Consider the following 22,299-nt stretch of genomic DNA (forward strand, 5'->3'; position numbering starts at 1 on the left):
CGCGCGGGCGGCGCTCGATCTATGCCGCCCCGCAAATCTCAAGACAAGCCCACCGCCACACCACTCCCCCCCAACCCCCTCTCCTTGCGCCAAACCACCGGCGGCATCCCGAACTGGCCAATGAACCAGCGGGTAAACGACGTGGGCACGGCAAACCCCAGCAGTTCAGCGATGCGCTGCAGCGGGTAGTTCGAATTGCCCAGGTAACGCAGGGCCAGCTCGCAACGCGCTTCACCCACCAACCCACTGAACACCAGCCCCTGCTCATCGAGCCGGCGCTGCAGGGTGCGCACGTTCATGCCCTGCAACTGGGCAATGTGCTCCAGGGTAGCCCTGCCCGCCGGCAGCCACTGGCGGATCGCCTTGCGCACCGCCTCGACCAGCGACGGCCCGCCGCCCTGCTGCAGCGGCGCCAGGTAACGCTGGGCATTGCGCGCCATCGCCGGGTCCGCCTGGCCAGCCCCCAGCTCCAGGTTGGCGTCGGGGCAGACGATGCCGTTGAAGTGGCTGGCAAACACCAGCTCGCAGGTGAACAAGCGCCGATGCAACTGCAGGTTGGCCGGCGCCGAATGGGTGAAGTGCACGCTGTAGGGCCGCCAGTGCCTGCCGAGCAAGGTGGCGCACAGGCGAAACAGCACGCCCATGGCCAGCTCGGTGGCCTGGCGGCTGGGCATGGCGGTGCGGGTCAGCACGTCCTGGCGGATGATCGCCCGGCCGCCTTCTTCCATCAGGTGAATGGCCACCGACTCGTTCATCAGGTGCCGGTAATGCAGCATCACCTGCAAGGCATCGCGCAGCGAGCGCTGGTGGCACAGCAGCAGGCTGACCGCGCCCAGGTCCGAGAGCTGGCGCGCCGCCGCCATGCTCAGGCCCAAGGTCTGGCAACCGCTGGCGGCCGCAGTGTTTTCCAGCAGGCGCACCGCCGCCTCGCTGCACAGGCGGTGCTCGGCGTGCTGCAGCTGGGCCTTGCTCAGGCCCACCTCGGCCAGCAGCGGCGAAGGGTCGACCCCGAGCTGCTGGCACACCGGCAAGTAATGCGTCAGGGCGCCAGCGCGGATCAGCAGGCTCATTCAGAAACCGACCTGGTCGGCGCCCTTGAGCTTGAGCATCTGCCGCGCCTCGGCGGGGCTGGCCACCTCCAGGTTCAATGCCTTGAGGATCGACACCACGCGCCTGACCTGGTCGGCGTTGCTGCGCGACAGCACCCCCGGCCCCTCCCACAGCGAGTCCTCCAGGCCCACGCGCACGTTGCCGCCCAGGGTCGCCGCCTGGGTCGCCAGCGGCATCTGGTGGCGGCCCGCGCCCAGCACCGACCAGTAGTAGTCGTCGCCGAACAGGCGGTCGGCGGTGCGCTTCATGTGCAGCACATCCTCAGGGTGCGCACCGATGCCGCCGAGCAGGCCGAACACCGACTGGATGAACAGCGGCCCCTTGACGATGCCACGCTCGAGAAAATGCGCGGCGGTGTACAGGTGGCCGATGTCATAGCATTCGATCTCAAAGCGCGTGCCGTGGTCGGCGCAGGATTCGAGGATGTACTGGATCTCGCTGAAGGTGTTTCTGAACACCCGGTCCCGCGAGCCTTCCAGGTATGGCCGCTCCCAGGCGTGCTGGAAGTTCTGGAAGCGTTCGAGCATGGGGTACAGGCCGAAGTTGATCGAACCCATGTTCAGCGACGCCACCTCGGGTTTGAGGCGCAGCGCCGGCTGCAGGCGTTCCTCCACCAGCATGTTCGGCGCCCCGCCGGTGGTGAGGTTGACCACCACGTCCGAGCGCGCCTTGATGTTGGGCAGAAACTCCATGAACAGGCGCGGGTCCTGGGACGGCTGGCCGGTGTTGGGGTCGCGGGCGTGCAGGTGGACGATGGCCGCCCCCGCCTCGGCCGCGCCCACCGCAGCCTCTTCGATCTGCGCGGCGGTCACCGGCAGGTACGGCGACATCGACGGGGTATGGATGGAGCCGGTGACGGCACAGGTGACGATGACTTTGTTCTGCTTGGCAGCCATGGGGTCTCCAGTCAGCAGGTAGGTTGGGTGGATGGGCGGGGCAACCCCGCGGCCACGGCGCGCGCGCGCACCATGTCGTTGTGGTAGTGGCGCCTGGCATAGAGCAGCACCGCCGCCGACACCAGGCTGATCAGCGGCACCAGCTGCATCGCGGCGGCCAGCCCGATGTGGTCGGACACCTTGCCGGTGATCAGCGGCCCACTGGCCAGGCCCAGCAGGTTGTTGGCCAGGGTCAGGGTGGCCAGGGCAGTGCCATGCACCGCGGCGTGGGTGAGGTTGCCGACCATGGCACTGGTCGGGCCGTTGGTGCCGGCCGCAACCATCATGCCCAGGCAGATCAGCACCAGCTGCGCCAGGCCGTGGGGCAAGGCGAAGGCCAGCGACAGCAGCACGCAACTGGCCAGGCAATAGCCGGCGGCGAGGCTGACCTTGCGGTCGGCACGCCGGCGCGCCACGCGATCGCAGAGCATGCCGCAGAGGATGATCCCCACCGCCCCGCACAGCAGGATCACCGCCGACACGCTGCCGGCCTGGTCGGTGCCCATGGCGTAGTAGCGGTTGAGGTAGCTGGGCATCCAGACGATCACCGTGCCGCCGACGAACAGCTGCAGGCCGCTGCCGACATAGGCGCACAGCACCGAGCGGGTGGCGTACAGCGTGCGCAGCGGGCGCTGCGCAGCACAGGCCTGATCGGCCAGCGCCGCCAGGCGCCTGGGCGAGACGCGCGCCTCCTTGACGATGGCCGGGTACACCACCGCCAGCATCAGCCCGAGCAAGGCGATCACGGCAAATGCCCAGCGCCAGCCGAGCTGCTGGGCAATGGCGCCGCCCAGGGCGATGCCGAGCACCGAGCCGAACATGCCACCGGCCATGAACGAGCCCTGCAAGGTGGCGCGCATGTGCCGCGGGAACACCGACATCACCACGGCGCCGCCGACGCTGCCGTAGGCAGCCTCGCCCACGCCCACCAGAAAGCGCGCCACCAGCATCTGCTGGTAGTTCTCGGCCAGGGCGCAGCCCAAAGTCGCCAGGCTCCACAGCATGGCCATCAGCACCAGGCTGCGCACCCGGCCGAAACGGTCGGCCAACAGCGACAGCGGAAAGGTCAGCAGGCCGACCATCAGCGCCACGATGCCGCTGAGCAGGCCCAGCTGGCCATCGCTCAGCGCCCAGTCGCCCTTGAGCAGCGGGAACACGGCATTGAGCACTTGCCGCGACATGTAGTCGGAAATCAACAGGCCAAAGGTCAGGGCAAAGACCACCCAGGCATAGCGCCGGGGAATACCCACGCAAGTTTCGATGCCCTCGTCGGGGCACGGGTGATAGACGGCCATGCTGCATCCTCATCATTATTCTTGTTGTGGATCGAGCCTGATGCCCGCAGGGCTGCCGGTGCGGCAACTGCGCCCTGCGGGGGTGCACGTCGAACGTGGCGGGGGTTACGCGGTTTCAGCGGTCTTGCGCAGGAAGCCCTGATGGCCGCCGTTGCGGTTCGGCGCAAAGCCGTTGGCCGCAAGGCTTTCTTCGACGGTGTCGTAGAACACGCCGATCTTGCTGATTTCACGGGCCTGTTTGGCGGTGGCGATCGGCCGGCCGAACTCGCGCGAGATGCGCACCAGCTGCTCGATCTGCTGCACCGTGGACATCTTCTCGGTCTGCGCCTGGTTCCACAGGTTGTCCTCGATGCCGCAGCGCACGTGCAGGCCCATGGCGATGCCCATCATGTTCACCGGCAGCACGTTGCGCATCGAGCTTTCCACGGTGAGCACCGCACCGTCCGGCACGGCCCGCACGATGTTGGCCAGGCTGTAGATGTTCGGCACGTCCATGCCGCCGCCGATGGCCACCCAGTTCATCACCAGCGGGCCTTTGTAGATGCCCCGGCGCATCAGGCGCTCGACCGACTCGAAGCTGTTCAGGTTGTAGCACTGGAAGGCGCTCTGGATGCCGGCGGCGCTCAGGCGGCGCACGTGTTCCTCGACCCAGCCCGGCTGCGCCGGCACGGTCATCTCCTTGTAGGCTTCATAGACCGCCGGGTCTTCCATCGAGGTGCCGCGCACGTCCTGGTAGCCCCAGTGCTCGACCACGTTCATCTGCGAGGTGTTGACCGTCACCGTGACCTGGTCGGGCTTGGGGTCGAGCTCGGCGAGCATGTGCCGGGTGTCGTCGCTCAGCCACTTGGCCGCAGCGCCTTCGGTTTCCGGGGCGAAGCTGATCGAGCCGCCCACCTGGATGATCATTTCCGGTACCGCTTCACGCACGCCGGCGATCAGTTCGTTGAACTTGGACAGGCGCTTGGAGCCCTTGCCATCGAGTTCGCGCACATGCAGGTGGAGCACGGTGGCACCGGCGTTGTAGCAGTCCACGGCCTTCTGCACCTGCTCGGCCATGGTCACCGGGATGTCCTCGGGGAAGTCCGACGGCACCCAGGACGGTGCATAAGGGGCCGCGGTGATGATCAGCGGCTGCTGGTTCTCGGTGAACAGGTGGCCATCGAGGAAGTTCATGGGGTGTTCCTTATTGTGATTGTTGGAGGGGTGTCGGTGCACACCGACGGCTATGGGGCTTCAGCGGCAAGCTTGGCCATTTCTTCCAGCAGGATCGGCGCGCCGAGGCTGCAGGTGTGGATCCCGAGCATGGCCACCGACTGCAGCACCGCGAGGATTTCCTCGGGGCTGGCGCCAAGCTTCAGGGCATTGCGGGTGTGCCGGCGCACGCCGGGGCTGTACATGTGGGTGCACGAGGCGTTCACCGCAATGGCGAGAAATTCGTAGGTCTTGGGGTCGATCAGGCCGCGTTTTACCGGCAGCGCGGCGGTGTGCAGAAACTGCTCGGCCCATTGCGGGTCGAGGTTGACGAAGCTGTCCCAGGCCGGGTTCATCCCGCCGCTGGCACGCAGGTGGTCGAGGGTCGGTGTGGCGGACATCGAGTCATCGGTGAGCGTGGCGTTCATCTGCATCTCCTTGGCGTTTGTCGACACCCCTTGAGTCTGCTAAAACAGGCCAGGCGATATTTAACCTTTCGGGACATCCACACTGCCCCTTTCAAGGACGTGAAACCCCCATGGCCAACATGGTCGTCAGCGCTTGCTTGACCCACTACGCCGATGTCGCCCGCGCCCATGGGCTGGAGCCGATCGCCCAGCTCCAGGCCGTGCAGCTCGACCCTGCGTGCCTTGAGCGCAGCGATTTCAAGATCAGCGTCGACAGCGTCTGGCACCTGCTGGAAAACTCCGCCAGCCAGGCCGGCGTGGAAGACTTCGGCCTGCGCATGGCCGAGAAACGCCAGCTCTCCAACCTTGGCCCGCTGGCCCAGCTGATGCGCCAGGAAAGCACCCTGCGCATGGCCCTGGAGACCCTGCAGCGCTACCTGCACCTGCACAATGAAGGTTTCCTGATCCTGATCGAGGAGCGCGACGGCATCGCGGTGATCCGCGGCGAGCAGATCACCCACCAGCAGCTGCCGTCCCGCCAGTCGGTCGACCTGATGATCGGCGTCACCCACCGCACCCTGAAGACCTTGCTCGGCGAGCAGTGGCAGCCGCGTTCGGTGTGCTTGCGCCACAGCGCCCCGCAGGACCGCTCGACGCACCTGCGGCTGTTCGGCACCCGGGTGCAGTTCAACAGCGTGGTGGATGGCATCGTCTGCCGAACTGCCGAGCTGGACGCGCCGCTGCCCGGCAGCGACCCGGCGGCAGCGCGCTCGGTGCGCCGGGAGCTGGAGGCGCGAGGGGCGGTGCGTGAAACGGTGGTGGATACCGTGCGGCGCCTGGTGTGGCAGCTGTTGCTGACTGGGCGCTTGTCGGTGGAACAGGTGGCGCAGCAGCTGGGCGTCGACCGGCGTACCGTGCACCGGCGGCTGTTGCGCCATGGGGAGAGTTTCAGCTCGATATTGGACCAGGTGCGCCAGGAGCAGGTGGTCAGGCATCTGCGCGATTCGCGGCATAGCCACAGCGAGATTGCCGAGTTGCTCGGGTTTTCGTGCCTGAGTGCGTTTTCGCGGTGGTTCAGCCAGCGGTTCGGGTGCAGCCCGCGGGCTTGGCGCAAGGCGCATGTAGCTTGAGCGCCTGCGCGGGCCCTATCGCCGGCAAGCCGGCTCCCACATGTACTGCGCTTCACTGAGATTGACAGGTACTGCGCTTGACCTGAGATTGGCGAAGGTCTACTTGTGGGAGCCGGCTTGCCGGCGATGAGGCCGGTACAGGCACCTCAAACAAGCCTGCCGAACTACAGCGCCGTCTTCCCCCCATTCACATGCAGCACCTGCCCGGTTATGAAGCTCGCCTGGCCCGACGCCACGAACAAGATCGCATCCGCCACCTCCTCAGGCCTGCCAATCCGCCCCGCCGGAATGGTCGCGGCCACCATCGGCAACTTGTCCGCCCCGTCGGCAATGCGCTCCAGCATCTCGGTCGCAATCGGCCCCGGCGCCACCGCGTTCACCCGCACATTGAACTGGCACGCCTCCAGCGCCGCCGACTTGGTGAACCCTTCGATCGCATGCTTGCTGGCCACATACATCGGCGTCAGTGCATTACCCCGGCTGCCCATGGTCGACGACAGGTTGACGATGGCCCCCGCCCCCTGCTCGGCCATCACCCGCAGCTGATGCTTCAGGCACAGGAACGTCCCCAACGCATTGGCATTGAACGCCGCCGTGTAGGCCTCCACCGTCTGCTCGCGGATCGGCCCGCGCGCGCCTTCGTAGCCGGCACTGTTCACCGCCACGTCCAGGCGGCCGAAACGCTCCACGCAACGCGCCAGCAAACTGGCCACCTGCGCTTCGTCGCTGACATCGGCCTGCACGAACTCGGCCTGCGCACCCATCGACTGCAACTCGGCCAACAGCTGTTGCCCGGCGCGGGTATTGCGCCCGGAGACGACCAGGCGTGCGCCTTCGCGGGCAAAGGCGATGGCCGTGGCGTAGCCAATGCCTGCGGTGGCGCCGGTGATCAGAACCACTTGATGTTCAAACTGCTTGCTCATGGCGGATGTCCGAAAACTAAAGTGAATGGGCCTGCAGTTATAGGGAGTGCGCCATGGCGAAAGTTGACGTATTGGGACACCACCAGGCGGCGTGTCACCAAAGGCAAACCGATTGTCATCCGAGGCGGCGCCTTGCCTGTCTATCATCCCTGCAGACTCTTGATGAACCGTCGCAAGGACCTCCAACATGAAAGCCATCCAACTGCAAAAGCCAGGCGGCCTGGACCAGCTGCGCCTGGTCGAGCTGCCGCAACCCGCCTCCCCGCAACCCGGTGAAATCCAGGTGCGCATCCATGCCAGCTCGCTCAACTACCACGACCTGGGCGTGGTCATCGGCCAGCTCAAGGTGGACGACAAGCGCATCCCCATGGCCGATGGCGCCGGGGTGGTCACCGCCGTGGGCGCCGGCGTCGCCGAATTTGCCGTGGGCGATGCCGTGGTGTCGTGCTTCTTCCCCCACTGGCAAGCCGGGCGCAAGGTGCCCAGCACCTTCAAGACCGTGCCCGGTGACGGCGTCGACGGCTTTGCCCGCGAATACGTCAACCTGCCCGCCCAGGCCTTCACCCATGCCCCCAAAGGCTATTCCCACGAAGAGGCCGCCACCCTGACCACCGCCGGCCTCACCGCCTGGCGCGCATTGGTGGTCGATGGGCGCCTGCAGGCCGGCGACACGGTGCTGGTACTGGGCACCGGCGGGGTGTCGGTGTTTGCCCTGCAGATGGCCAAGGCCATGGGCGCGCGGGTGATCGCCACCACCTCGTCAGCGGCCAAGCAAGCGCGCTTGCTGGCACTGGGCGCCGACCAGGTGATCAACTACCGCGAGCAGCCGGATTGGGGCGATGCGGTGCTGGCCGCCACCGACGGGCGTGGCGCCGATATCGTGGTGGAAGTGGGTGGCCCGGGCACCCTGCCCAACTCCATTCGGGCCTGTGCGCCGGGTGGGCACATTGCCCTGATCGGCGTGCTCACCGGCGTCAGCGGCAGCGTGCCGACCGTCGAGATGATGCGCAAGCAGCAGACCCTGCGCGGGCTGATCGTCGGCAGCCGTGAACAGCAGCAGGACATGGTGCGCGCTTTGGAAAACTTCAGCTGGCGCCCGGTGATCGACAGCCGCTACCCGCTGGAGCAGATCGCCGACGCCTTCGCCCACCAGCAGTCGGCCCGGCATTTCGGCAAGATCTGCCTGCACTACTGAGTACCCTGGGCGGCGCCAGCGCAGAGCTGGCGCCGCTTGGGCTCAAGCGCCCAGGTGCATCTCGCGGATCAGCTTCTTGTTGATCTTGCCGACGCTGGTCTTGGGAATGTCGGCGACAAAATGCACCTGCCGCGGGATCGCCCACTTGTTGATCTGGCCACTCTCGACGAACTGCTTGAGGTGCGCTTCGAGCCCCGGCTGATCGAGGCTGTCGCCCGGCATGCAGACCACCAGCGCAATCGGCCGCTCGCCCCAATGCTCGTCGGGGATCCCCACCACCGCCACGGCATTGACCGCCGCATGCTGGCTGATCAGGTTCTCCAGCGCCAAAGAGCTGATCCATTCGCCGCCGGTCTTGATCACGTCCTTGATCCGGTCCTTGATCTCCAGCACCCCGTGGCGGTCGATCGAGCCCATGTCGCCGGTGTGCATCCAGCCGTCCTGCCACAGTTCGGCGCCCTTTTCCGGCTCGTGCAGGTAACCCTGGGTCAGCCATGGCGAACGCACCACGATCTCGCCCAGCGACTCGCCGTCGTGGGCCACCTCGTTGCCGCCGGCATCGACGATGCGCAGGTCGACCATGGCCACCGGGGCGCCGGTCTTGATCCGCTGCGCCACCTGCTCGCCCATGGGCAGGGCCAGGTCTTCGTCGCGCAGGTGGGTCAGGGTCAGCAGCGGGCAGGTTTCCGACATGCCGTAGCCGCTGAAGATCAGCATGCCGCGCTCGCTGGCCTGGCGCGCCAGGCCATGGGTCAGCGCGCTGCCGCCGAGCAGCACCTTCCAGCGGCTGAAGTCGGTGTGCCGGCTTTGCTCGCTGTCGAGCATCATCTGCAGCAAGGTCGGCACGCAGTGCGAGAACGTCACCCCTTCGTCGCGGTACAGGCGCACCAGCTTGTCCGGCTCGTAGCGGCCCGGGTACACCTGCTTGATGCCCAGCACCGTGGCCGTGTACGGCACGCCCCAGGCATGCACGTGGAACATCGGCGTGATCGGCATGTACACGTCGCTGGAGCGCAGCAGCGGCTGGGCGTCGTAGGCGGCGAAGGTGCCCAGCTGGTTCAGGGTGTGCAGCACCAGCTGGCGGTGCGAGAAGTACACGCCCTTGGGGTTGCCGGTGGTGCCGGTGGTGTAGAACAGCGTGGCCACCGACTGCTCGTCGAAATCCTCGAACACCGCCTCAGGGCTGGCCCCCGCCAGCAGCGCCTCGTATTCGCCGAGCACCGGCAGCGACGTGGCCGCCGCCTCGCCGTCAGTCAGTTGCAGGTAGCCTTTGACCGTGCCCAGCTGGCCGTGGATCTGCTCCAGCAGCGGCACGAAGTCATCGTGCACCAGCACCAGGTCGTCCTCGGCGTGGTTCATGGTGTAGGCCACCTGCTCCGGCGACAGGCGAATGTTCACCGTGTGCAGCACCGCGCCGAGCATCGGCACGGCGAAGAAGCATTCCAGCGAGCGGTGGCTGTCCCAGTCCAGCAGGGCCACGGTGTCGCCAGCCTTCACACCGGCCGCGCGCAGCACGTTGGCCAGGCGCTGCACGCGCCGGTCGAGCTCGCGGTAGCTGTAGCGCAGCTTGTCGGCGTAGACGATCTGCTGGTCCGGCTGGTGACGCACGCCCGACATCAGCAGGCGCTTGATCAGCAAGGGGTAGGCGTAGGCACCGGGTGCCGGCGGCATTATTTTTGTCTTGGCCATGACGTTGTTTCCGATTTTTGTGTTCGATTCGACGAGTAGGCCTGCTGGCTACGCCTGCACCTGCGCTTGCGCACGCGGCACCTGGGCGTTGTCACAGGGTTGGGGTTGGGCCTCGCAGGCGATGGGGGCGACGGCGACAAAGCGTTTGTCGGGCAGCAGGAAATGCGACAGCGCCGGGATCAGCAGCAGCGCGCCGAGCATGTTCCAGAGGAACATGAAGGTCAGCAGGATGCCCATGTCGGCCTGGAACTTGATCGGCGACCAGGCCCAGCCGACCACCCCAGCGGCCAGGGTGATGCCCACCAGCCCGACCACCCGGCCGGTGAAGGCCACGGCGTTCTGGTAGGCCTCGCCCAAGCTGCGGCCCTGGCGCTGGTAGTGCAGCTGCACGCTGAGCAGGTACAGCGCGTAGTCCACGCCGATGCCCACGCCCAGGGCGATCACCGGCAAGGTTGCCACTTTCACGCCAATGCCCATCATCACCATCAGCGCCTCGCACAGCACCGAGGTCAGCACCAGCGGCAGCAGTGCCACCAGGGTGGCGCGCCAGCTGCGGAAGGTCACCAGGCAGAACAGCGTGACCGCCAGGTAGACGAACAGCAGCATGGTGCGGTTGGCGTCGCGCACCACGATATTGGTGGCGGCCTCGATCCCGGCACTGCCGGCGGCCAGCAGGAACTGGCGGTCGGGGCTGCTGTTGGCGCGGGCGAAGCGCTCGGCGATGGCCACCACGTCGTCCAGGGTCTGCGCCTTGTGGTCCTTGAGGTAGGCGATCACCGGCATCATCGAGCAATCGGTGTTGAACAGCTCCGGGGCGTTCACCGAGGCCTGCTGGGCGGCGTAGTTGAGCATGTCCTGGTTGCGCTGCAGGCTGCTCATCTTCGGGTTGCCTTCGAAGGAACCGGCGGTGATCTGGCGCACGGCATTGACCAGCGACACCGTGGTCTGCACCCCCGGGTACTGCTGCAGCTCCCAGGCCAGGCGGTCGGCGAGAATCAGCGTCTTGTAGCTCAGGCAGCCTTCGGGCGGGGTCTTGATCATCACCGCGAACAGGTCGCTGGACAGCGCGTAGTGGCTGGTGATGTAGGCGTTGTCACGGTTGTAGCGCGAGTCGGCGCGCAGCTCCGGCGCGCCGCTGTCGAGGTCGCCGATCTTCAGCTGCAGGCTGACCCAGAAGCCGCCCAGGCCCATCAGCGTGGCCACCAGCACGGCGCCGGTGGCCCACTTGCGCGTGGTGAAGCGGTCGAGCGCGTCCCACAGCTTGCCGAAGCCGCGGTGCTCGGCGGCGCGGCGGTCGATGCGCAAGGCGCGTTCCGCCGCCTTGCGGCCGACACCCACATAGGACAGCGCCACCGGAATCAGCAGCAACGAGGTGAAGATCAGCACCGCCACGCCGATGCTCGCGGTGATCGCCAGGTCCTTGATCACCGGGATGTCGATCAGCATCAGCACGGCAAAGCCCACAGCGTCGGCCAACAGCGCCGTGACCCCGGCCACGAACAGGCGGCGGAAGGTGTAGCGCGCCGCCACCAGCTTGTGGGTGCCGCGGCCGATGTCCTGCATGATGCCGTTCATCTTCTGCGCCGCGTGCGACACGCCGATGGCGAAGATCAGGAACGGCACCAGGATCGAGTACGGGTCGATGGCATAGCCCAGCCAGCCGACGATGCCCAGCTGCCACACCACCGCCGTCAGCGAGCAGAACACCACCAGCAAGGTGCTGCGCACGCAGCGGGTGTAGAGGAAGATGATCACCAGCGAGGTGACCACGGCCAGGGCGAAGAACATCATCACCTGGATCAGGCCGTCGATCAGGTCGCCCATCAGCTTGGCAAAGCCGATGACCCGCACCTTGTACTTGCCCTCGCCCTCCTTGCCCGAGGCCCGCGCCTTGCTGTCACCGGCGTATTCGTACTTGTCGCGCAGCTGCTGCTCGAGCATCTGCGAGAACTGCCGGTAGTCGATGCCGCGCCCGGTGGCCAGGTCGTGGTCGAGCAGCGGTACCACCAGCATGCTCGACTTGAAGTCGGTCGCCACCAGGCTGCCGACGATGCCGGCGCGGTTGATGTTCTGGCGCAGCTGCTCGATGTCGGCCGGCCGGCCCTGGTAGTCGTCGGGCATCACCGCGCCACCCTGGAAGCCTTCCTCGGTGACCTCGGTCCAGCGCACGCCCGGGCTCCACAACGACTTCATCCAGGCACGGTCCACGCCCTGGGCCAGGAACAGCTCGTCGTTGATCTTCTTCAGCACGTCCAGGTACTGGGGGTCGAAGATGTCGCCCTGGGTGTTCTCCACCACCACCCGCACCGAGTTGCCCAGGCCGCGCAGCGACTTGCGGTTGTCCAGGTAGTTCTGGATGTAGGGCTGGCTCTGCGGAATCATCTTCTCGAAGCTTGGGCGCAGCTCCAGGCGGGTGGCCGCCACATACCCGAGCACCAGCGTGGCCAGCAGCATGAACAGCATGAACAGCGGGCGATAGTTGAAGACCATGCGCTCCAGCAGGTTGCCCGAGCGGCGGTCGAAGTCCCGCAGGTCGCGGATCACCGGCATGGTGTCTTGCTTGATGTTGGCCATCACGAGGCTCTCTTAGAATGCTTGTGGGTCTTAGCGTGCCGGCAGCACGCGCACGCCGCGCTCGCCGACCAGCACGGTGCCGTTGCCGCGGGTCTGCAGGGCGCCGGCCACCGGTGCCAGCGGCACCTGCGGCTGCAGGGCGAAGCTCAGCCCGCCGTCGCGGCTGCGCAGCACGTGCCCGGCCTGGCTGAACAGCCAGAAGTCGCCGCTGCTGTCGAGGGTGGCGGCGGTGATGCTCTGGCCCAGCCCGGTGTCGACCTTGGCCCAGCTCTGGCCGCCGTCGAGGCTGCGCGCCAGGTGGCCGCGCAGGCCATAGACGAGCACTTCGTCAGGCTTGCCGAGGATGCCGAACCAGGTGCCCTGGTAAGGGCTGGGCAAGGCAACGAAGCGTTGCTGCTCGGCGTTCCACTTGAGCAGCAGGCCCTGTTCGCCGGCCACGAACAGGTCGTCGCCGACTGCGCGGATGGCGTTCAGGTGCAGGCCTTGCGGGTTGTCGGTGCGGTCCTGCATCGGCACCCAGCTGGCGCCGCCGTCGTCGGTGCGCAGGATCAGGTTGAACACGCCCACCGCGTAGCCGTGCCTTGCATCGGCGAACCACACCCCGAGAAACGGCTTGTCGGCGCCCTCCTGTTCCAGGCGCTGGCCTTCGGCGGCGAACTGCGCCCATTGCGCCTGGTCCGGGTGGGCCTTGGCCAGGGCCTGGTAATGGGCCGCAACCAACGCGCCGATGGCTCGCCCATCGAGCTGCACGGCCCAGTTCACACCGCCGTCGGCGCTGTGCAGGATCACCCCATCGTTGCCCACCGCCCAGCCATCCTCGGCGGTGGGGAACGCCAGGGCATTGAGGTCGGCACTCACCGGCACATTGGCCTGGTGCCAGTCCTGCCCCTGGTTGTCGGAATACACGATGTGCCCGCGCGGCCCCACCGCCACCAGCCGCTCACCGGCCCGCGCCACATCGCGCAGGGCGCTGTGCACGGCCAGTGCGCTGGGCCTGGCCGGCAAGTCGAGCACATCGACATAGGCCGCCTGGGCCACACCGCAGGTGCCGGCCAGCGCCAGCGTGATTGCCAGCGCCCACGGCGCATACTTGTTCAAAGAAGCCATGCCACATCCTCTGCAAAACCTGACGGCGGCCACGCAAGGGCCGCCGTCAGGCGTACCGTCGGGGTCAGCGAATACCGGCGCCGGCCAGGGCTTCCGGCGACCACTGCGCCTTGGACAGAGGGGCGATGTACTCGATACCGCCGTGTGGGCCGATCAGGCCGTTGACGTTGTAGGTGCCACCGACCAGGTCGTAGACCACGTGCGGGTTGCTGTTGGGGATCTGCACGTCGTAGCTCTGGGTGAAGAAGGCGAACGAGCCGCGGTACAGCTGGCCACGGGCGTCGTACTGGTCGGAGGCCAGGGCGAACCAGCTGTCCTCGTCGAGGTAGAAGCGGCGCTTGGCATAGATGTGCCGGGCGTTGCCCTTGAGGGTGCCCTCCACTACCCACACGCGGTGCTTCTCCCAGCGCACCTGGTCGGGCGACAGGTGGTTGGGGGTGGTTAGGGTTTTCGGGTCGTGGATGTAGGTCAGCTTGTAGGTGTTGTACGGCACGTACATTTCCTTCTTGCCCACCAGGTGCCAGTCGTAGCGGTCCAGCGCGCCGTTGAACACGTACACGTCATCGAAGGTGCCCGAGCCTGCGGTGCCCGGGTTTGGCGTGTCGTAGGCCAGGTTCGGCGCCAGCTTCACCCGGCGCTGGCCCGGCAGGTACTGCCAGGCGCGGCGCTCCTGCACCAGCGGGTTGGCGGCGTCCTTGAGCATCATCGACTCGCCGGCACGGCGCGCCGGGCCTTCGAAGTAGAGCTTGGTCTGGAAGTAGATGTCCTTGGGCTCGATGACCTTGTTCAGGTCTTCGTAGATCGGGTAGGCGTTGTAGGCAAGGCCGGTGGTGGCCAGCGCCGCGACGCCGGCGGAGTCGACGTTCCAGGAGTCGTACTTGGCCTTCTGCGCCACGCCCTGGTAGCGCAGCAGGTGGTTCCACATGGCCTCGGCACCGGACTGCGGGATCGGGAACGGCACGCCCGGCAACACATTCTCGATGGCCATGCCGTCCTGCAGCGACTTGGCATTGGCCGCGTTCTTCAGGCTGTTGTCGAGCAGCGCCTGGGGCAATGCCGCGGTGCGGTGGCTGGGGTACACGTCGATGCGGAAGGTCGGGAAGCGCTTGGCCAGCTCCACGGTGGTGGCGGTCAGCGAATCCTTGTACTGGTCGACGTTCTTGGCGTCGATCACCAGCACGGGTTTTTCCGAAGCGTAAGGGTCCGGGCGCAGGGTATCACCCTGCTTGAACCCGGCTGGCGCGGTGTTCAGGCCACCCTGGTAGGCCGGGATCGCGCCGTCGGCGCTGGCCGCCTTGTCGGCCCCGACCAGGGTCAGGTCCTTGCCCAGCCGGGCGAGATCCTGGGCCGGGGCGGCCGCATGGGCATTACCGGCAATCACGACCGCAAGCGAGGCCGACAGCAGGCTATTGAGATACTTCATCGCGTTTCTCCGCTTGTTGTTGTACTAGGAGCTTTCAGAAGGTGGTCTTGAACGAGGCAGTGACCATGCCGCGATCCTTGAGCAGCGGCGCCAGGCCCGCCTGCGAAGTGATCTGCCCGGGGATGCACTGGTAGCGCCCGTTGGTGCCCGGGGTGTTGTTGTCGGTACCGGTTTCGCAGGTATCGAACTTGCCGAAGGAGTCGACGTACTTGAGGTCGAACTTGTACTTCTGGTAGACGTCGGCGGCGATGCCGACCGAGTAGCTGCCGGAGTCTTCGTTACCCCCCAGCTGCACCGCCGAGTTGCCCTTCAGGCCAACGTTGTAGGACAGCGGCAGGGTGATAACGACCCCCGGCAGCGCCTGGAACCAGGTCGGGGTGAAGTTGACCGCCAGGGTGTAGGCGTTGGTGGTGACCTTGTCGACGCCTTCGTAGCTGGAGTCGCCCTTGAAGGTCTGCTCGCCCTTGTCGACGCTGACCAGGTGGGTCATGGCGCCTTCCACCGCCAGCGACGAGGCGTTCCACAGCGGCGTTGCGCCGAACGACACCAGGCCGTTGAGCACCACGTGGAAGGTCTTGCCGCGGGCCAGCCCGGTTTCCCCGTGGCCTGGCACTTCACCGATCAGGTTGGTGCCGCCGGCAGTGCCGGCCAGGGCGTCGTACAGCGGCCCGTTGATGGTGGTGAAGTTGCTGATCAGCGGCATGTTCTCGCGGTAGTTGACGTCCAGCCCGACGCTGACCGGGCCGATGTTCTTGGCCAGGCTGATGCCGTAGATGTCGATGTCGTCGGCGTAGGCGGTCATGTAGCTGGTGCCTTCCAGGCTGCCCTTGTGCAAGTTGGGGGCGTTGATCAGCACTGCCGGGGTCGGGTCGGAGGTGTTGCGGTAGTAGAAGCCCAGGGTGCCGTCGAGCCATTCCGGGCTCCACTTGGCCATCACGCCGAAGTCGCCGGAGTTGTGCGGGCGGATGTCATGCCCGCGGGGCGCGCCATAGAAGGCGCCGGCACCGCCCACGGCGGTGGGTACCGGCAGCCAGAAGATGTCGGCGCCTTCGCCGAGCATGTCGTAGGCGCCCATGTAGGTACCGCCTTCGGGCAGGCGCGAGTTTTCGAACTCGAGGAAATACTGGGCCGCCAGGGTCAGCTCGGGGTTGACCGTGTAGCTCAGCGACAGCTGCTTGCGCGGCAGGAACAGCTCTTTGGTTTCAGTGCCCGGCACGTTGTACAGCTTGGCCAGGTCCAGCGCCGACTGGCCGTAGTTGATGCCGTTGGCGGCGTTGAACAGCGTCTCGCCCCAGTACACCGAGTGCCAGCCCAGCTTGCCGCTGAGCATCGATTCGTCGCCGATTTCGGTGTTGTAGAACACGAAGGCATCGAGAAACTCGCCGGACGGGCCGTTGTAGTAGCGGTCGGTGTAGTTGCTCAGGCCATGGCGCCTGGACGGGCCGCCCTGCAGCACGGTACCGGCCGGCATGCCGCCGGCCGGGCGTGCCAGCACCAGGTTGCCGGCGTTGCCGGCCTGGCCCGGGAACGGGTTGGAATTGGAGCCGACGTCGTCATAGGCGTGGTCGTACCAGCTGGCGGCACTCACGCGCATGCCCATGTTGCCCTGGTACACCACGTCCAGTTCGGTCAGCAGGTCGACCCGCTGGGTCACCGCGCTGCCGACGCTGAAGTTGTTGTCGCCGTCGTTGAGGTTGGCGGTGCGCGCGACCTTGGCGTTCTGCCCTTCGACCCGCTGGCCGTAGCTGAGCTTGGCGGTGTTGTCGAAGCGCACGCTCCAGTCGGGGTCGGCAAGGTCCAGCTGGAAGGCCTGGGCAGCCGGCGCGCCGGCCACCAGCAACAGGGTGGCCATGAGTTTGCGGCGGTGAAGGCAGAAGAGAACGTTCTTATTGTTGTTCATGCGATATCTCTGCTTGGGATGTGCAAGGTGCCAGCGACGATCGGGCGCCGGCCTGCCTACGCGTACCTCGCGCGGGTCAGCGATCGAGTTGCTGGATCAACGCCTCGGCGTGCGGCCATGGGCCAAAGCCCGAGGCAGGATTGAGGTGGCCGACCGCGCCGAGTTCGAGCAGCTCGCTGCCCCACTCGTCGGCCATGCGGGCGACCGCTTCGAAGCTGGCCAGGTGGTCGTTGCTGCTGGCGGCCACCACGCTTGGGAACGGCAGGCGGCCGCTTGGCAGCGGTGCCCAGCCATTGGCGCGCAGGGTGTCGGGGGTGGGGTAGTTGGCCGGCCAGTCGATCTCAAGGTCGGGCGGCGCGGCCAGCAAGGCGCCCTTGATCGGGCGTTGGTAGCGGGCGGCCCAGTGCGCCACCATCAGCACGCCGGCGCTGTGCGCCACCAGGATCACCGGGCCGTCGATGCTGGCCAGTTCGCGTTCGATGGCCTCGACCCGGGCGCTGCAGCTGAGCTTGTCGGTTTCCAGCGGCGGCACCGAGCGCACCTTGGCCAGGCGCGCTTGCAACAGGGTTTGCCAATGTTCGGGTACATGGTCGCGCAAGCCAGGCACGATCAGCACGGTTGCGGCGGTTTGCAGTTTTTCCACGTCAGGGCCCTTGCTCTGGTCAATTCGGTCGAATGCCGACTGCTTGGGGCCAGAGTAATGAGTCGCCCTGCCAGGCGCTTTACATTGCGCGTCACGAACTTTTCAGTTGATGACACGGCCGCCATGGCGCGCCACACCGGGCCCCGCCGCTCGGAAATGGCTTTGCATCTGACGACACAACCGCTATAAGAGATTTCCCGCCAGCGCAGCGGGAGCTCATCAAGATCACGTGGAAAACAATAAAATGACCGTGCTCGCCCGTGCTGCAACCCTGACCAATTACCTCGAAGTTTCACGCCACCTGGGCCTCAACGGCCACGGTTTGCTGGCCCAGGCCGGCCTCAGTGCATCGCTCCTGGAAACCCCCGACCAACGCATCCCCGTGGCCGCTGCCATCAGCGTACTGGAGGAGTCGGCGCGGCTGAGCGGCTGCGAAGCCTTCGGCCTGCGCATGGCCGAGCTGCGCCAGTTGTCGGATTTCGGCCAGGTCAGCCTGCTGATCAGCCACCAGCACTCGCTGCGCGATGCGCTGCAGGTGATCGTGCAGTACCGCCATGTGCTCAACAACGCACTGGCCATCCACATCGAGGAAATCGGCAAGACCGTGATCATCCGCGAGGAGGTCATCACCGACCAGCCGATGCACAGCCGCCAGGCGATCGAGATGGCCATCGGCGTGATGCACCGCTTCTGCTCGGCGCTTTTGGGGCCGCACTGGCACCCGATCAGCGCCAACTTCACCCACGCCGCCCCTGCGGACCTGGCCATCCACCGGCGCATCTTCGGCTGCAAGCTGGAGTTCAACAGCGACTTCAACGGCATCGTCTGCTCGGCGGCCGACCTGGACACCACCAACCCCCAGGCCAACGCCGGCATGGCGCGCCTGGCCCAGCGCTACGTGGGGTTGCTGCAGGATGAGAACCTGCCGTCGCTGACGCTGGAGGTGCGCAAGGCGATCTTCCTGCTGATGCCCATGGGCCGCGCCACCATCGAGCACATCGCCCAGACCCAGGGCATGAACGTGCGCACCCTGCAGCGCCGGCTGGAAGAAGAAGGCGCGACCTTCAGCGAGCTGGTCAATGGCGTGCGCCGCGACCTGGTGCTGCGCTACCTGGAAAGCCCCGGCTATTCGCTGGGGCGCATCGCCGACATGCTCGGCTATTCCATGCACAGCTCGTTCACCCGCTGGTTCATCAGCCAGTTCGGCCAGCCGCCGGCCAGCTGGCGCGCACAGCATGAGCCGCACACGCAAACCAAGCGCAGCCGCAGCACCGCCCAAGCCGCCGTCAGCGCACGCTGACGGGGCGGTTGCCGGTGCCGGGGCTGCGGGCTACAGGCCCAGCAGGTGCATCAGCCCCAGCACCAGCAGCACCAGGAACACCGTTTCGCCCACCATCAGCACGATCGGCTTGATGCCCACCGCAGCCAGCTCCTTGAGCTGGGTCTTCATGCCCAGGGCGGCGATCGACACCACCAGGCACCAGCGCGACAGCTCGTTGATGCTGCCCTGCACCAGCAGCGGCACCCAGCCGGTGCTGTTGACGCAGGCCAGGATCAGGAAGCCGACCGCGAACCACGGCAGCAACGGCGGGCGCTTGCCGCTGCTGTCGATGCCCTGCTTGCGGCCGATCATGGCGGCGACGACGATCACCGGCACCAGCATGGCCACGCGCATGAGCTTGACCACCGTGGCGGTATCGCCGGTGTCGGTGGACATGCTGTAGCCCGCCCCCACCACCTGCGCCACGTCATGGATGGTGGCGCCGAGGAACACCCCGGCCGTTTGCGGCGACAGGCCCAGGGCGTTGGCGATCATCGGGTAGAGGATCATCGCCAGGGTCGACAGCGCCGACACCCCGATCACGGTGAACAGCGTGGCGCGTTCCTTCTGCGGGTGGCCGGGCAGTGCCGCGGCCAGCGCCAGCGCCGCCGAAGCGCCGCAGATCGCCGTGGCACCGCCGGTGAGCATGCCGAACAGGCGCTGGAACCCCATGGCCTTGGCCGCCACCATCGACACGCTGATGGTCACCACCACCAGGATCACCACCAGCGCCAGCGCCTTCCAGCCAAGCCCGGCCATCTGCTCCAGGGTGATGCGCATGCCCAACAGGGCCACGCCCAGGCGCAGCACGGTGCGCGCAGTGAACTCGATGCCGGCCTTGCACTTGCCGTCCGCGCTCAAGAAGTTGAGCGCCAGGCCCAGCAACAGCGCGAACAGCATCACCGGGGCGCCGTAATGCTCGGCCAGAAAGCTGGCCGCGCCGGCGGCGATCAGGCTGACGATCAGCCCGGGCGCCAGTTCGCGCACGCGGTGGTTGACCTGGGTCAGTGCCAGTGTGCTCATGCCAGCACCTCCTGGCCGGCCAGCACGATGAACACCCGCTCACCCTCGACCTGCACCGGGTAGCTGGCCACCTTCAGTGCCTTGGAATTGAGCAGGTAGCCGCTGGCAAGATCAAAGCGCAGGCCATGGGCACGGCACTGGATCACCGCGCCTTCCAGCTTGCCGGCGCACAACGACGAGCCCTGGTGCGGGCAGCTGTCGTCGATGGCCAGCAAGCGCCCGCCGACATTGAACAGCGCCACGCTCCTGCCCTCGCCTTCGACCAGGCAGCGCTCGCCGACAGCCGGCACACGCTGCGCCGGCACTTCGATGCGCAGGCTCATGGCTGCACCTGCGCCAGGCGCGACAGGGCCATGTGCATGGCTTCGAGCAACTGCTCGGCCGGCTGGGCACCGACCACCTGCAGGCGGTCGTCGAAGACGAAGCACGGCACGCCGCGCCCGGCGATGTCGGCGCTGGCACTGACGAACGGCAGGCCATCGCCGCGCAAGCTGCCGGCCAGGGTATCGGCGGCAAAGCCGCATTGCTCGGCGATGCGCAACAACGTGGCGCGGTCGCCCAGGTCTTCGCCGTGCTTGAAATACGCAGCCAGCAACCGCTCCAGCAGCGCCTCGACCTGGGTTTCGCTGCCCAGCTCGCTGGCGTGCAGCAGCAGGCGATGGGCATCTGCGGTGTTGGGCATGCGCTGGATGCGGCTGAAGTCGATCTGCTCGCCCACCGCGCTTGCCGCCAGGCGCACCTGGGCCTGGCGCTGCTGCACGGCCTGCTCGCTGCCCAGGCGCCTGCGGTAGAACTCGGCGAACGGCTGGCCGTTGAACGGCAGCTCTGGCAGCAGTTGCACGCCCTGCCAGGCCAGGTTGACCTCGACCTGCGGCTGCGCCGCCTTGAACTGCGCCAGCGCCGCTTGCAATTGGCGGCGGCCGATCAGGCACCACGGGCAGATGAAATCGAAGTACACATCAATCGACAACGAACGCTTCACGAGCGGGCCTCCAGTACGGGCTGCACGGGCGCTTGCGCGGCTTCGCCGTGCTGCAGGCGCGCCATGTCCAGGTGGTAGTAACGCTTGGCGTAGAAGAACACTGCAGCGGCGCCGATGCTGATCAGCGGCACCAGCTGGAAGGCCGACTGCAGGCCGATCAGGTCGGACACCTTGCCGGTGATCAGTGGGCCGGTGGCCAGCCCCAGCAGGTTGTTGCTCAAGGTCAGCGTGGCGAACGCGGTGCCGTGCACGGTGTAGTGGGTCAGGTTGGCGACCATGGCGCTAGACGGGCCATTGGTACCGGCGGCGATCATCATGCCCAGGCAGATGAGCACCAGCTGCGCCACCCCCGGTGGCAAGGCAAAGGCCACCGACAGCAGCAGGCAGCTGCCCAGGCAATAGCCGATCGCCAGGCTGATCTTGCGGTCCGGGCAATTGCGCCCCAGGCGGTCGCAGAGCATGCCGCACAGGATGATGCCGACACCGCTGCACAGCACGATGATCGCGGCCACCGCGCCGGCCTTGTCGGTGCCCATGGCGTAGTAGCGGTTCAGGTAGCTGGGGAACCAGACGATCACCGTGCCGCCGACGAACAGCTGCAAGCCACTGCCCACGTAGGCGCTGATGACCGAGCGGCTGCAATACAGGGTCCGCAACGGGCGCAGTGCCTTCAGCGCCGCCTTGTCGGGCTTGGCCGCCTGGCCTTTGGGGGCGATGCGCGCTTCGCGCACGATCAGCGGGTACAGCAACGCCAGCACCAGGCCGAACGCCGCCATGCCGGCGAATGCCCAGCGCCAGCCCAGGTGCTGGGCCATCACCCCGCCCAGGGCCATGCCCAGTACCGAGCCGAACATGCCACCGGCCATGAACGAGCCGGCCAGGGTGGCGCGCATCTCACGCGGGAACACCGCCACCACCACGGCGATGCCGACGCTGCCGTAGGCGGCCTCGCCAACGCCGACCATGAAGCGGGCGATGAACATTTCCTGGTAGTTGTCGGCCAGGGCGCAGCCCAGGGTCGCCAGGCTCCACATCACGGCCATGAAGGTCAGGCTCTTGACCCGGCCGATGCGGTCGGCGAGCAGCGACAGGGGGAAGGTCAGCAGGCCGACCATCAGCGCGACGATGCCGCTGAGCAGGCCGAGCTGGCTGTCGCTGAGCTGCCATTCCTGTTTCAGCAGCGGGAACACGGCGTTGAGCACCTGGCGCGACATGTAGTCGGAAATCAACAGGCCGAAGGTCAGGGCGAAGACGATCCAGGCGTAGCGCCGTGGGATGCCCAGCGAAGTATCAGTGCCTGGTTCTGCCGCACTGGCGTGATAGGTGGCCATGCTGCCTCCTCGGGTATCTGGCTGAGTTGCTTTTGTTGTTATGGGAACTTGCCAAAAACGGTGCTGCTTGTTCCGGCCTCATCGCCGGCAAGCCGGCTCCTACAGGTTCGGTGGTGTTCC

At 66.8% G+C, this 22,299-nt stretch carries 19 protein-coding genes; 3 read left to right on the forward strand and 16 right to left on the reverse strand.

Annotated elements, in window-relative coordinates; all coding sequences use genetic code 11:
• Positions 1-38: 38 nt before the first annotated feature.
• From B3E94_RS22875 to B3E94_RS22895, 5 genes are all read right to left on the reverse strand, one after another.
• Positions 39-1,070, reverse strand: coding sequence for an AraC family transcriptional regulator (locus B3E94_RS22875; protein WP_286915326.1), 1,032 nt, complete (start codon positions 1,068-1,070; stop codon positions 39-41).
• Positions 1,071-2,006, reverse strand: a complete 936-nt coding sequence (locus tag B3E94_RS22880; protein WP_176517023.1) for a 3-keto-5-aminohexanoate cleavage protein — start codon at positions 2,004-2,006, stop codon at positions 1,071-1,073.
• Positions 2,007-2,017: 11 nt separating this feature from the next.
• Positions 2,018-3,340, reverse strand: coding sequence for an MFS transporter (locus B3E94_RS22885; protein ID WP_236238216.1), 1,323 nt, complete (start codon positions 3,338-3,340; stop codon positions 2,018-2,020).
• A 105-nt stretch (positions 3,341-3,445) separates the two neighbouring features.
• Positions 3,446-4,513: a 3-keto-5-aminohexanoate cleavage protein gene (locus B3E94_RS22890; protein ID WP_176517019.1), complete on the reverse strand. Its 1,068-nt coding sequence runs from the start codon at positions 4,511-4,513 to the stop codon at positions 3,446-3,448.
• Positions 4,514-4,563: 50 nt separating this feature from the next.
• Entirely contained in the window at positions 4,564-4,959 is a 396-nt protein-coding gene (locus tag B3E94_RS22895; RefSeq protein ID WP_176517017.1) for a carboxymuconolactone decarboxylase family protein, read from the reverse strand.
• Between the two features lie 110 nt (positions 4,960-5,069).
• Here B3E94_RS22895 and B3E94_RS22900 point away from each other — a divergent pair, with 110 nt between their 5' ends.
• The gene (locus tag B3E94_RS22900; RefSeq protein ID WP_286915327.1) at positions 5,070-6,068 is read left to right on the forward strand and encodes an AraC family transcriptional regulator; all 999 of its coding nucleotides are present in this window, start codon (positions 5,070-5,072) and stop codon (positions 6,066-6,068) included.
• A 164-nt stretch (positions 6,069-6,232) separates the two neighbouring features.
• On the opposite strand, the gene B3E94_RS22905 is transcribed toward B3E94_RS22900, so the two are convergent.
• Entirely contained in the window at positions 6,233-6,991 is a 759-nt protein-coding gene (locus tag B3E94_RS22905; RefSeq protein WP_286915328.1) for an SDR family NAD(P)-dependent oxidoreductase, read from the reverse strand.
• 187 nt (positions 6,992-7,178) lie between these two features.
• On the opposite strand from B3E94_RS22905, the gene B3E94_RS22910 reads away from it, so the two are divergent.
• A complete protein-coding gene (locus tag B3E94_RS22910) occupies positions 7,179-8,186 on the forward strand; it encodes a zinc-dependent alcohol dehydrogenase family protein (protein ID WP_286915329.1) in 1,008 nt (335 codons plus the stop codon).
• A gap of 42 nt (positions 8,187-8,228) precedes the next feature.
• On the opposite strand, the gene B3E94_RS22915 is transcribed toward B3E94_RS22910, so the two are convergent.
• The 6 genes from B3E94_RS22915 to B3E94_RS22940 form a co-directional block, all read right to left on the reverse strand.
• Entirely contained in the window at positions 8,229-9,875 is a 1,647-nt protein-coding gene (locus B3E94_RS22915) for a fatty acid--CoA ligase (RefSeq protein WP_286915330.1), read from the reverse strand.
• A 48-nt stretch (positions 9,876-9,923) separates the two neighbouring features.
• Positions 9,924-12,449: an efflux RND transporter permease subunit gene (locus tag B3E94_RS22920; protein ID WP_286915331.1), complete on the reverse strand. Its 2,526-nt coding sequence runs from the start codon at positions 12,447-12,449 to the stop codon at positions 9,924-9,926.
• Between the two features lie 30 nt (positions 12,450-12,479).
• Positions 12,480-13,556 (reverse strand): WD40/YVTN/BNR-like repeat-containing protein, encoded by a 1,077-nt coding sequence (locus B3E94_RS22925; RefSeq protein WP_286915332.1) that lies wholly within the window; start codon positions 13,554-13,556, stop codon positions 12,480-12,482.
• 64 nt (positions 13,557-13,620) lie between these two features.
• A complete protein-coding gene (locus B3E94_RS22930) occupies positions 13,621-14,979 on the reverse strand; it encodes a DUF1329 domain-containing protein (RefSeq protein WP_286915333.1) in 1,359 nt (452 codons plus the stop codon).
• Between the two features lie 34 nt (positions 14,980-15,013).
• Entirely contained in the window at positions 15,014-16,879 is a 1,866-nt protein-coding gene (locus B3E94_RS22935; protein WP_286915334.1) for a DUF1302 domain-containing protein, read from the reverse strand.
• 76 nt (positions 16,880-16,955) lie between these two features.
• Positions 16,956-17,522 (reverse strand): RBBP9/YdeN family alpha/beta hydrolase, encoded by a 567-nt coding sequence (locus B3E94_RS22940; protein WP_176517003.1) that lies wholly within the window; start codon positions 17,520-17,522, stop codon positions 16,956-16,958.
• A gap of 244 nt (positions 17,523-17,766) precedes the next feature.
• Here B3E94_RS22940 and B3E94_RS22945 point away from each other — a divergent pair, with 244 nt between their 5' ends.
• Positions 17,767-18,822 carry an AraC family transcriptional regulator gene (locus B3E94_RS22945; protein ID WP_286915335.1) on the forward strand — a complete coding sequence of 352 codons (1,056 nt, stop codon included), beginning with the start codon at positions 17,767-17,769 and terminating at the stop codon, positions 18,820-18,822.
• A gap of 30 nt (positions 18,823-18,852) precedes the next feature.
• On the opposite strand, the gene B3E94_RS22950 is transcribed toward B3E94_RS22945, so the two are convergent.
• The 4 genes from B3E94_RS22950 to B3E94_RS22965 are packed head-to-tail and all read right to left on the reverse strand — an operon-like array spanning position 18,853 to position 22,179.
• On the reverse strand, positions 18,853-19,866 hold the full coding sequence (locus tag B3E94_RS22950; protein WP_286915336.1) for a YeiH family protein: 1,014 nt from the start codon (positions 19,864-19,866) through the stop codon (positions 18,853-18,855).
• Positions 19,863-20,189, reverse strand: a complete 327-nt coding sequence (locus tag B3E94_RS22955; protein WP_176517000.1) for a Rieske (2Fe-2S) protein — start codon at positions 20,187-20,189, stop codon at positions 19,863-19,865. Before B3E94_RS22955 ends, B3E94_RS22950 begins: the two co-directional genes overlap by 4 nt.
• The gene (locus tag B3E94_RS22960) at positions 20,186-20,848 is read right to left on the reverse strand and encodes a DsbA family oxidoreductase (RefSeq protein WP_236238224.1); all 663 of its coding nucleotides are present in this window, start codon (positions 20,846-20,848) and stop codon (positions 20,186-20,188) included. Before B3E94_RS22960 ends, B3E94_RS22955 begins: the two co-directional genes overlap by 4 nt.
• Positions 20,845-22,179 carry an MFS transporter gene (locus tag B3E94_RS22965; RefSeq protein WP_176516996.1) on the reverse strand — a complete coding sequence of 445 codons (1,335 nt, stop codon included), beginning with the start codon at positions 22,177-22,179 and terminating at the stop codon, positions 20,845-20,847. The genes B3E94_RS22960 and B3E94_RS22965 overlap by 4 nt, the downstream gene beginning before the upstream one ends.
• Positions 22,180-22,299: the final 120 nt, after the last annotated feature.

It is taken from the genome of Pseudomonas sp. UBA6315 (assembly GCF_002438125.1).
In the GTDB taxonomy this organism is placed as follows: Bacteria; Pseudomonadota; Gammaproteobacteria; order Pseudomonadales; family Pseudomonadaceae; genus Aquipseudomonas; species Aquipseudomonas faucium.

What these genes read in the sequence shown, in the direction of transcription:
- B3E94_RS22875 (WP_286915326.1), bottom strand. Translation starts at nt 1,070, where the DNA reads ATGAGCCTGCTGATCCGCGCTGGCGCCCTGACGCATTACTTGCCGGTG.
- B3E94_RS22880 (WP_176517023.1), bottom strand. Translation starts at nt 2,006, where the DNA reads ATGGCTGCCAAGCAGAACAAAGTCATCGTCACCTGTGCCGTCACCGGC.
- B3E94_RS22885 (WP_236238216.1), bottom strand. Translation starts at nt 3,340, where the DNA reads ATGGCCGTCTATCACCCGTGCCCCGACGAGGGCATCGAAACTTGCGTG.
- B3E94_RS22890 (WP_176517019.1), bottom strand. Translation starts at nt 4,513, where the DNA reads ATGAACTTCCTCGATGGCCACCTGTTCACCGAGAACCAGCAGCCGCTG.
- B3E94_RS22895 (WP_176517017.1), bottom strand. Translation starts at nt 4,959, where the DNA reads ATGAACGCCACGCTCACCGATGACTCGATGTCCGCCACACCGACCCTC.
- B3E94_RS22900 (WP_286915327.1), top strand. Translation starts at nt 5,070, where the DNA reads ATGGCCAACATGGTCGTCAGCGCTTGCTTGACCCACTACGCCGATGTC.
- B3E94_RS22905 (WP_286915328.1), bottom strand. Translation starts at nt 6,991, where the DNA reads ATGAGCAAGCAGTTTGAACATCAAGTGGTTCTGATCACCGGCGCCACC.
- B3E94_RS22910 (WP_286915329.1), top strand. Translation starts at nt 7,179, where the DNA reads ATGAAAGCCATCCAACTGCAAAAGCCAGGCGGCCTGGACCAGCTGCGC.
- B3E94_RS22915 (WP_286915330.1), bottom strand. Translation starts at nt 9,875, where the DNA reads ATGGCCAAGACAAAAATAATGCCGCCGGCACCCGGTGCCTACGCCTAC.
- B3E94_RS22920 (WP_286915331.1), bottom strand. Translation starts at nt 12,449, where the DNA reads ATGGCCAACATCAAGCAAGACACCATGCCGGTGATCCGCGACCTGCGG.
- B3E94_RS22925 (WP_286915332.1), bottom strand. Translation starts at nt 13,556, where the DNA reads ATGGCTTCTTTGAACAAGTATGCGCCGTGGGCGCTGGCAATCACGCTG.
- B3E94_RS22930 (WP_286915333.1), bottom strand. Translation starts at nt 14,979, where the DNA reads ATGAAGTATCTCAATAGCCTGCTGTCGGCCTCGCTTGCGGTCGTGATT.
- B3E94_RS22935 (WP_286915334.1), bottom strand. Translation starts at nt 16,879, where the DNA reads ATGAACAACAATAAGAACGTTCTCTTCTGCCTTCACCGCCGCAAACTC.
- B3E94_RS22945 (WP_286915335.1), top strand. Translation starts at nt 17,767, where the DNA reads ATGACCGTGCTCGCCCGTGCTGCAACCCTGACCAATTACCTCGAAGTT.
- B3E94_RS22950 (WP_286915336.1), bottom strand. Translation starts at nt 19,866, where the DNA reads ATGAGCACACTGGCACTGACCCAGGTCAACCACCGCGTGCGCGAACTG.
- B3E94_RS22955 (WP_176517000.1), bottom strand. Translation starts at nt 20,189, where the DNA reads ATGAGCCTGCGCATCGAAGTGCCGGCGCAGCGTGTGCCGGCTGTCGGC.
- B3E94_RS22965 (WP_176516996.1), bottom strand. Translation starts at nt 22,179, where the DNA reads ATGGCCACCTATCACGCCAGTGCGGCAGAACCAGGCACTGATACTTCG.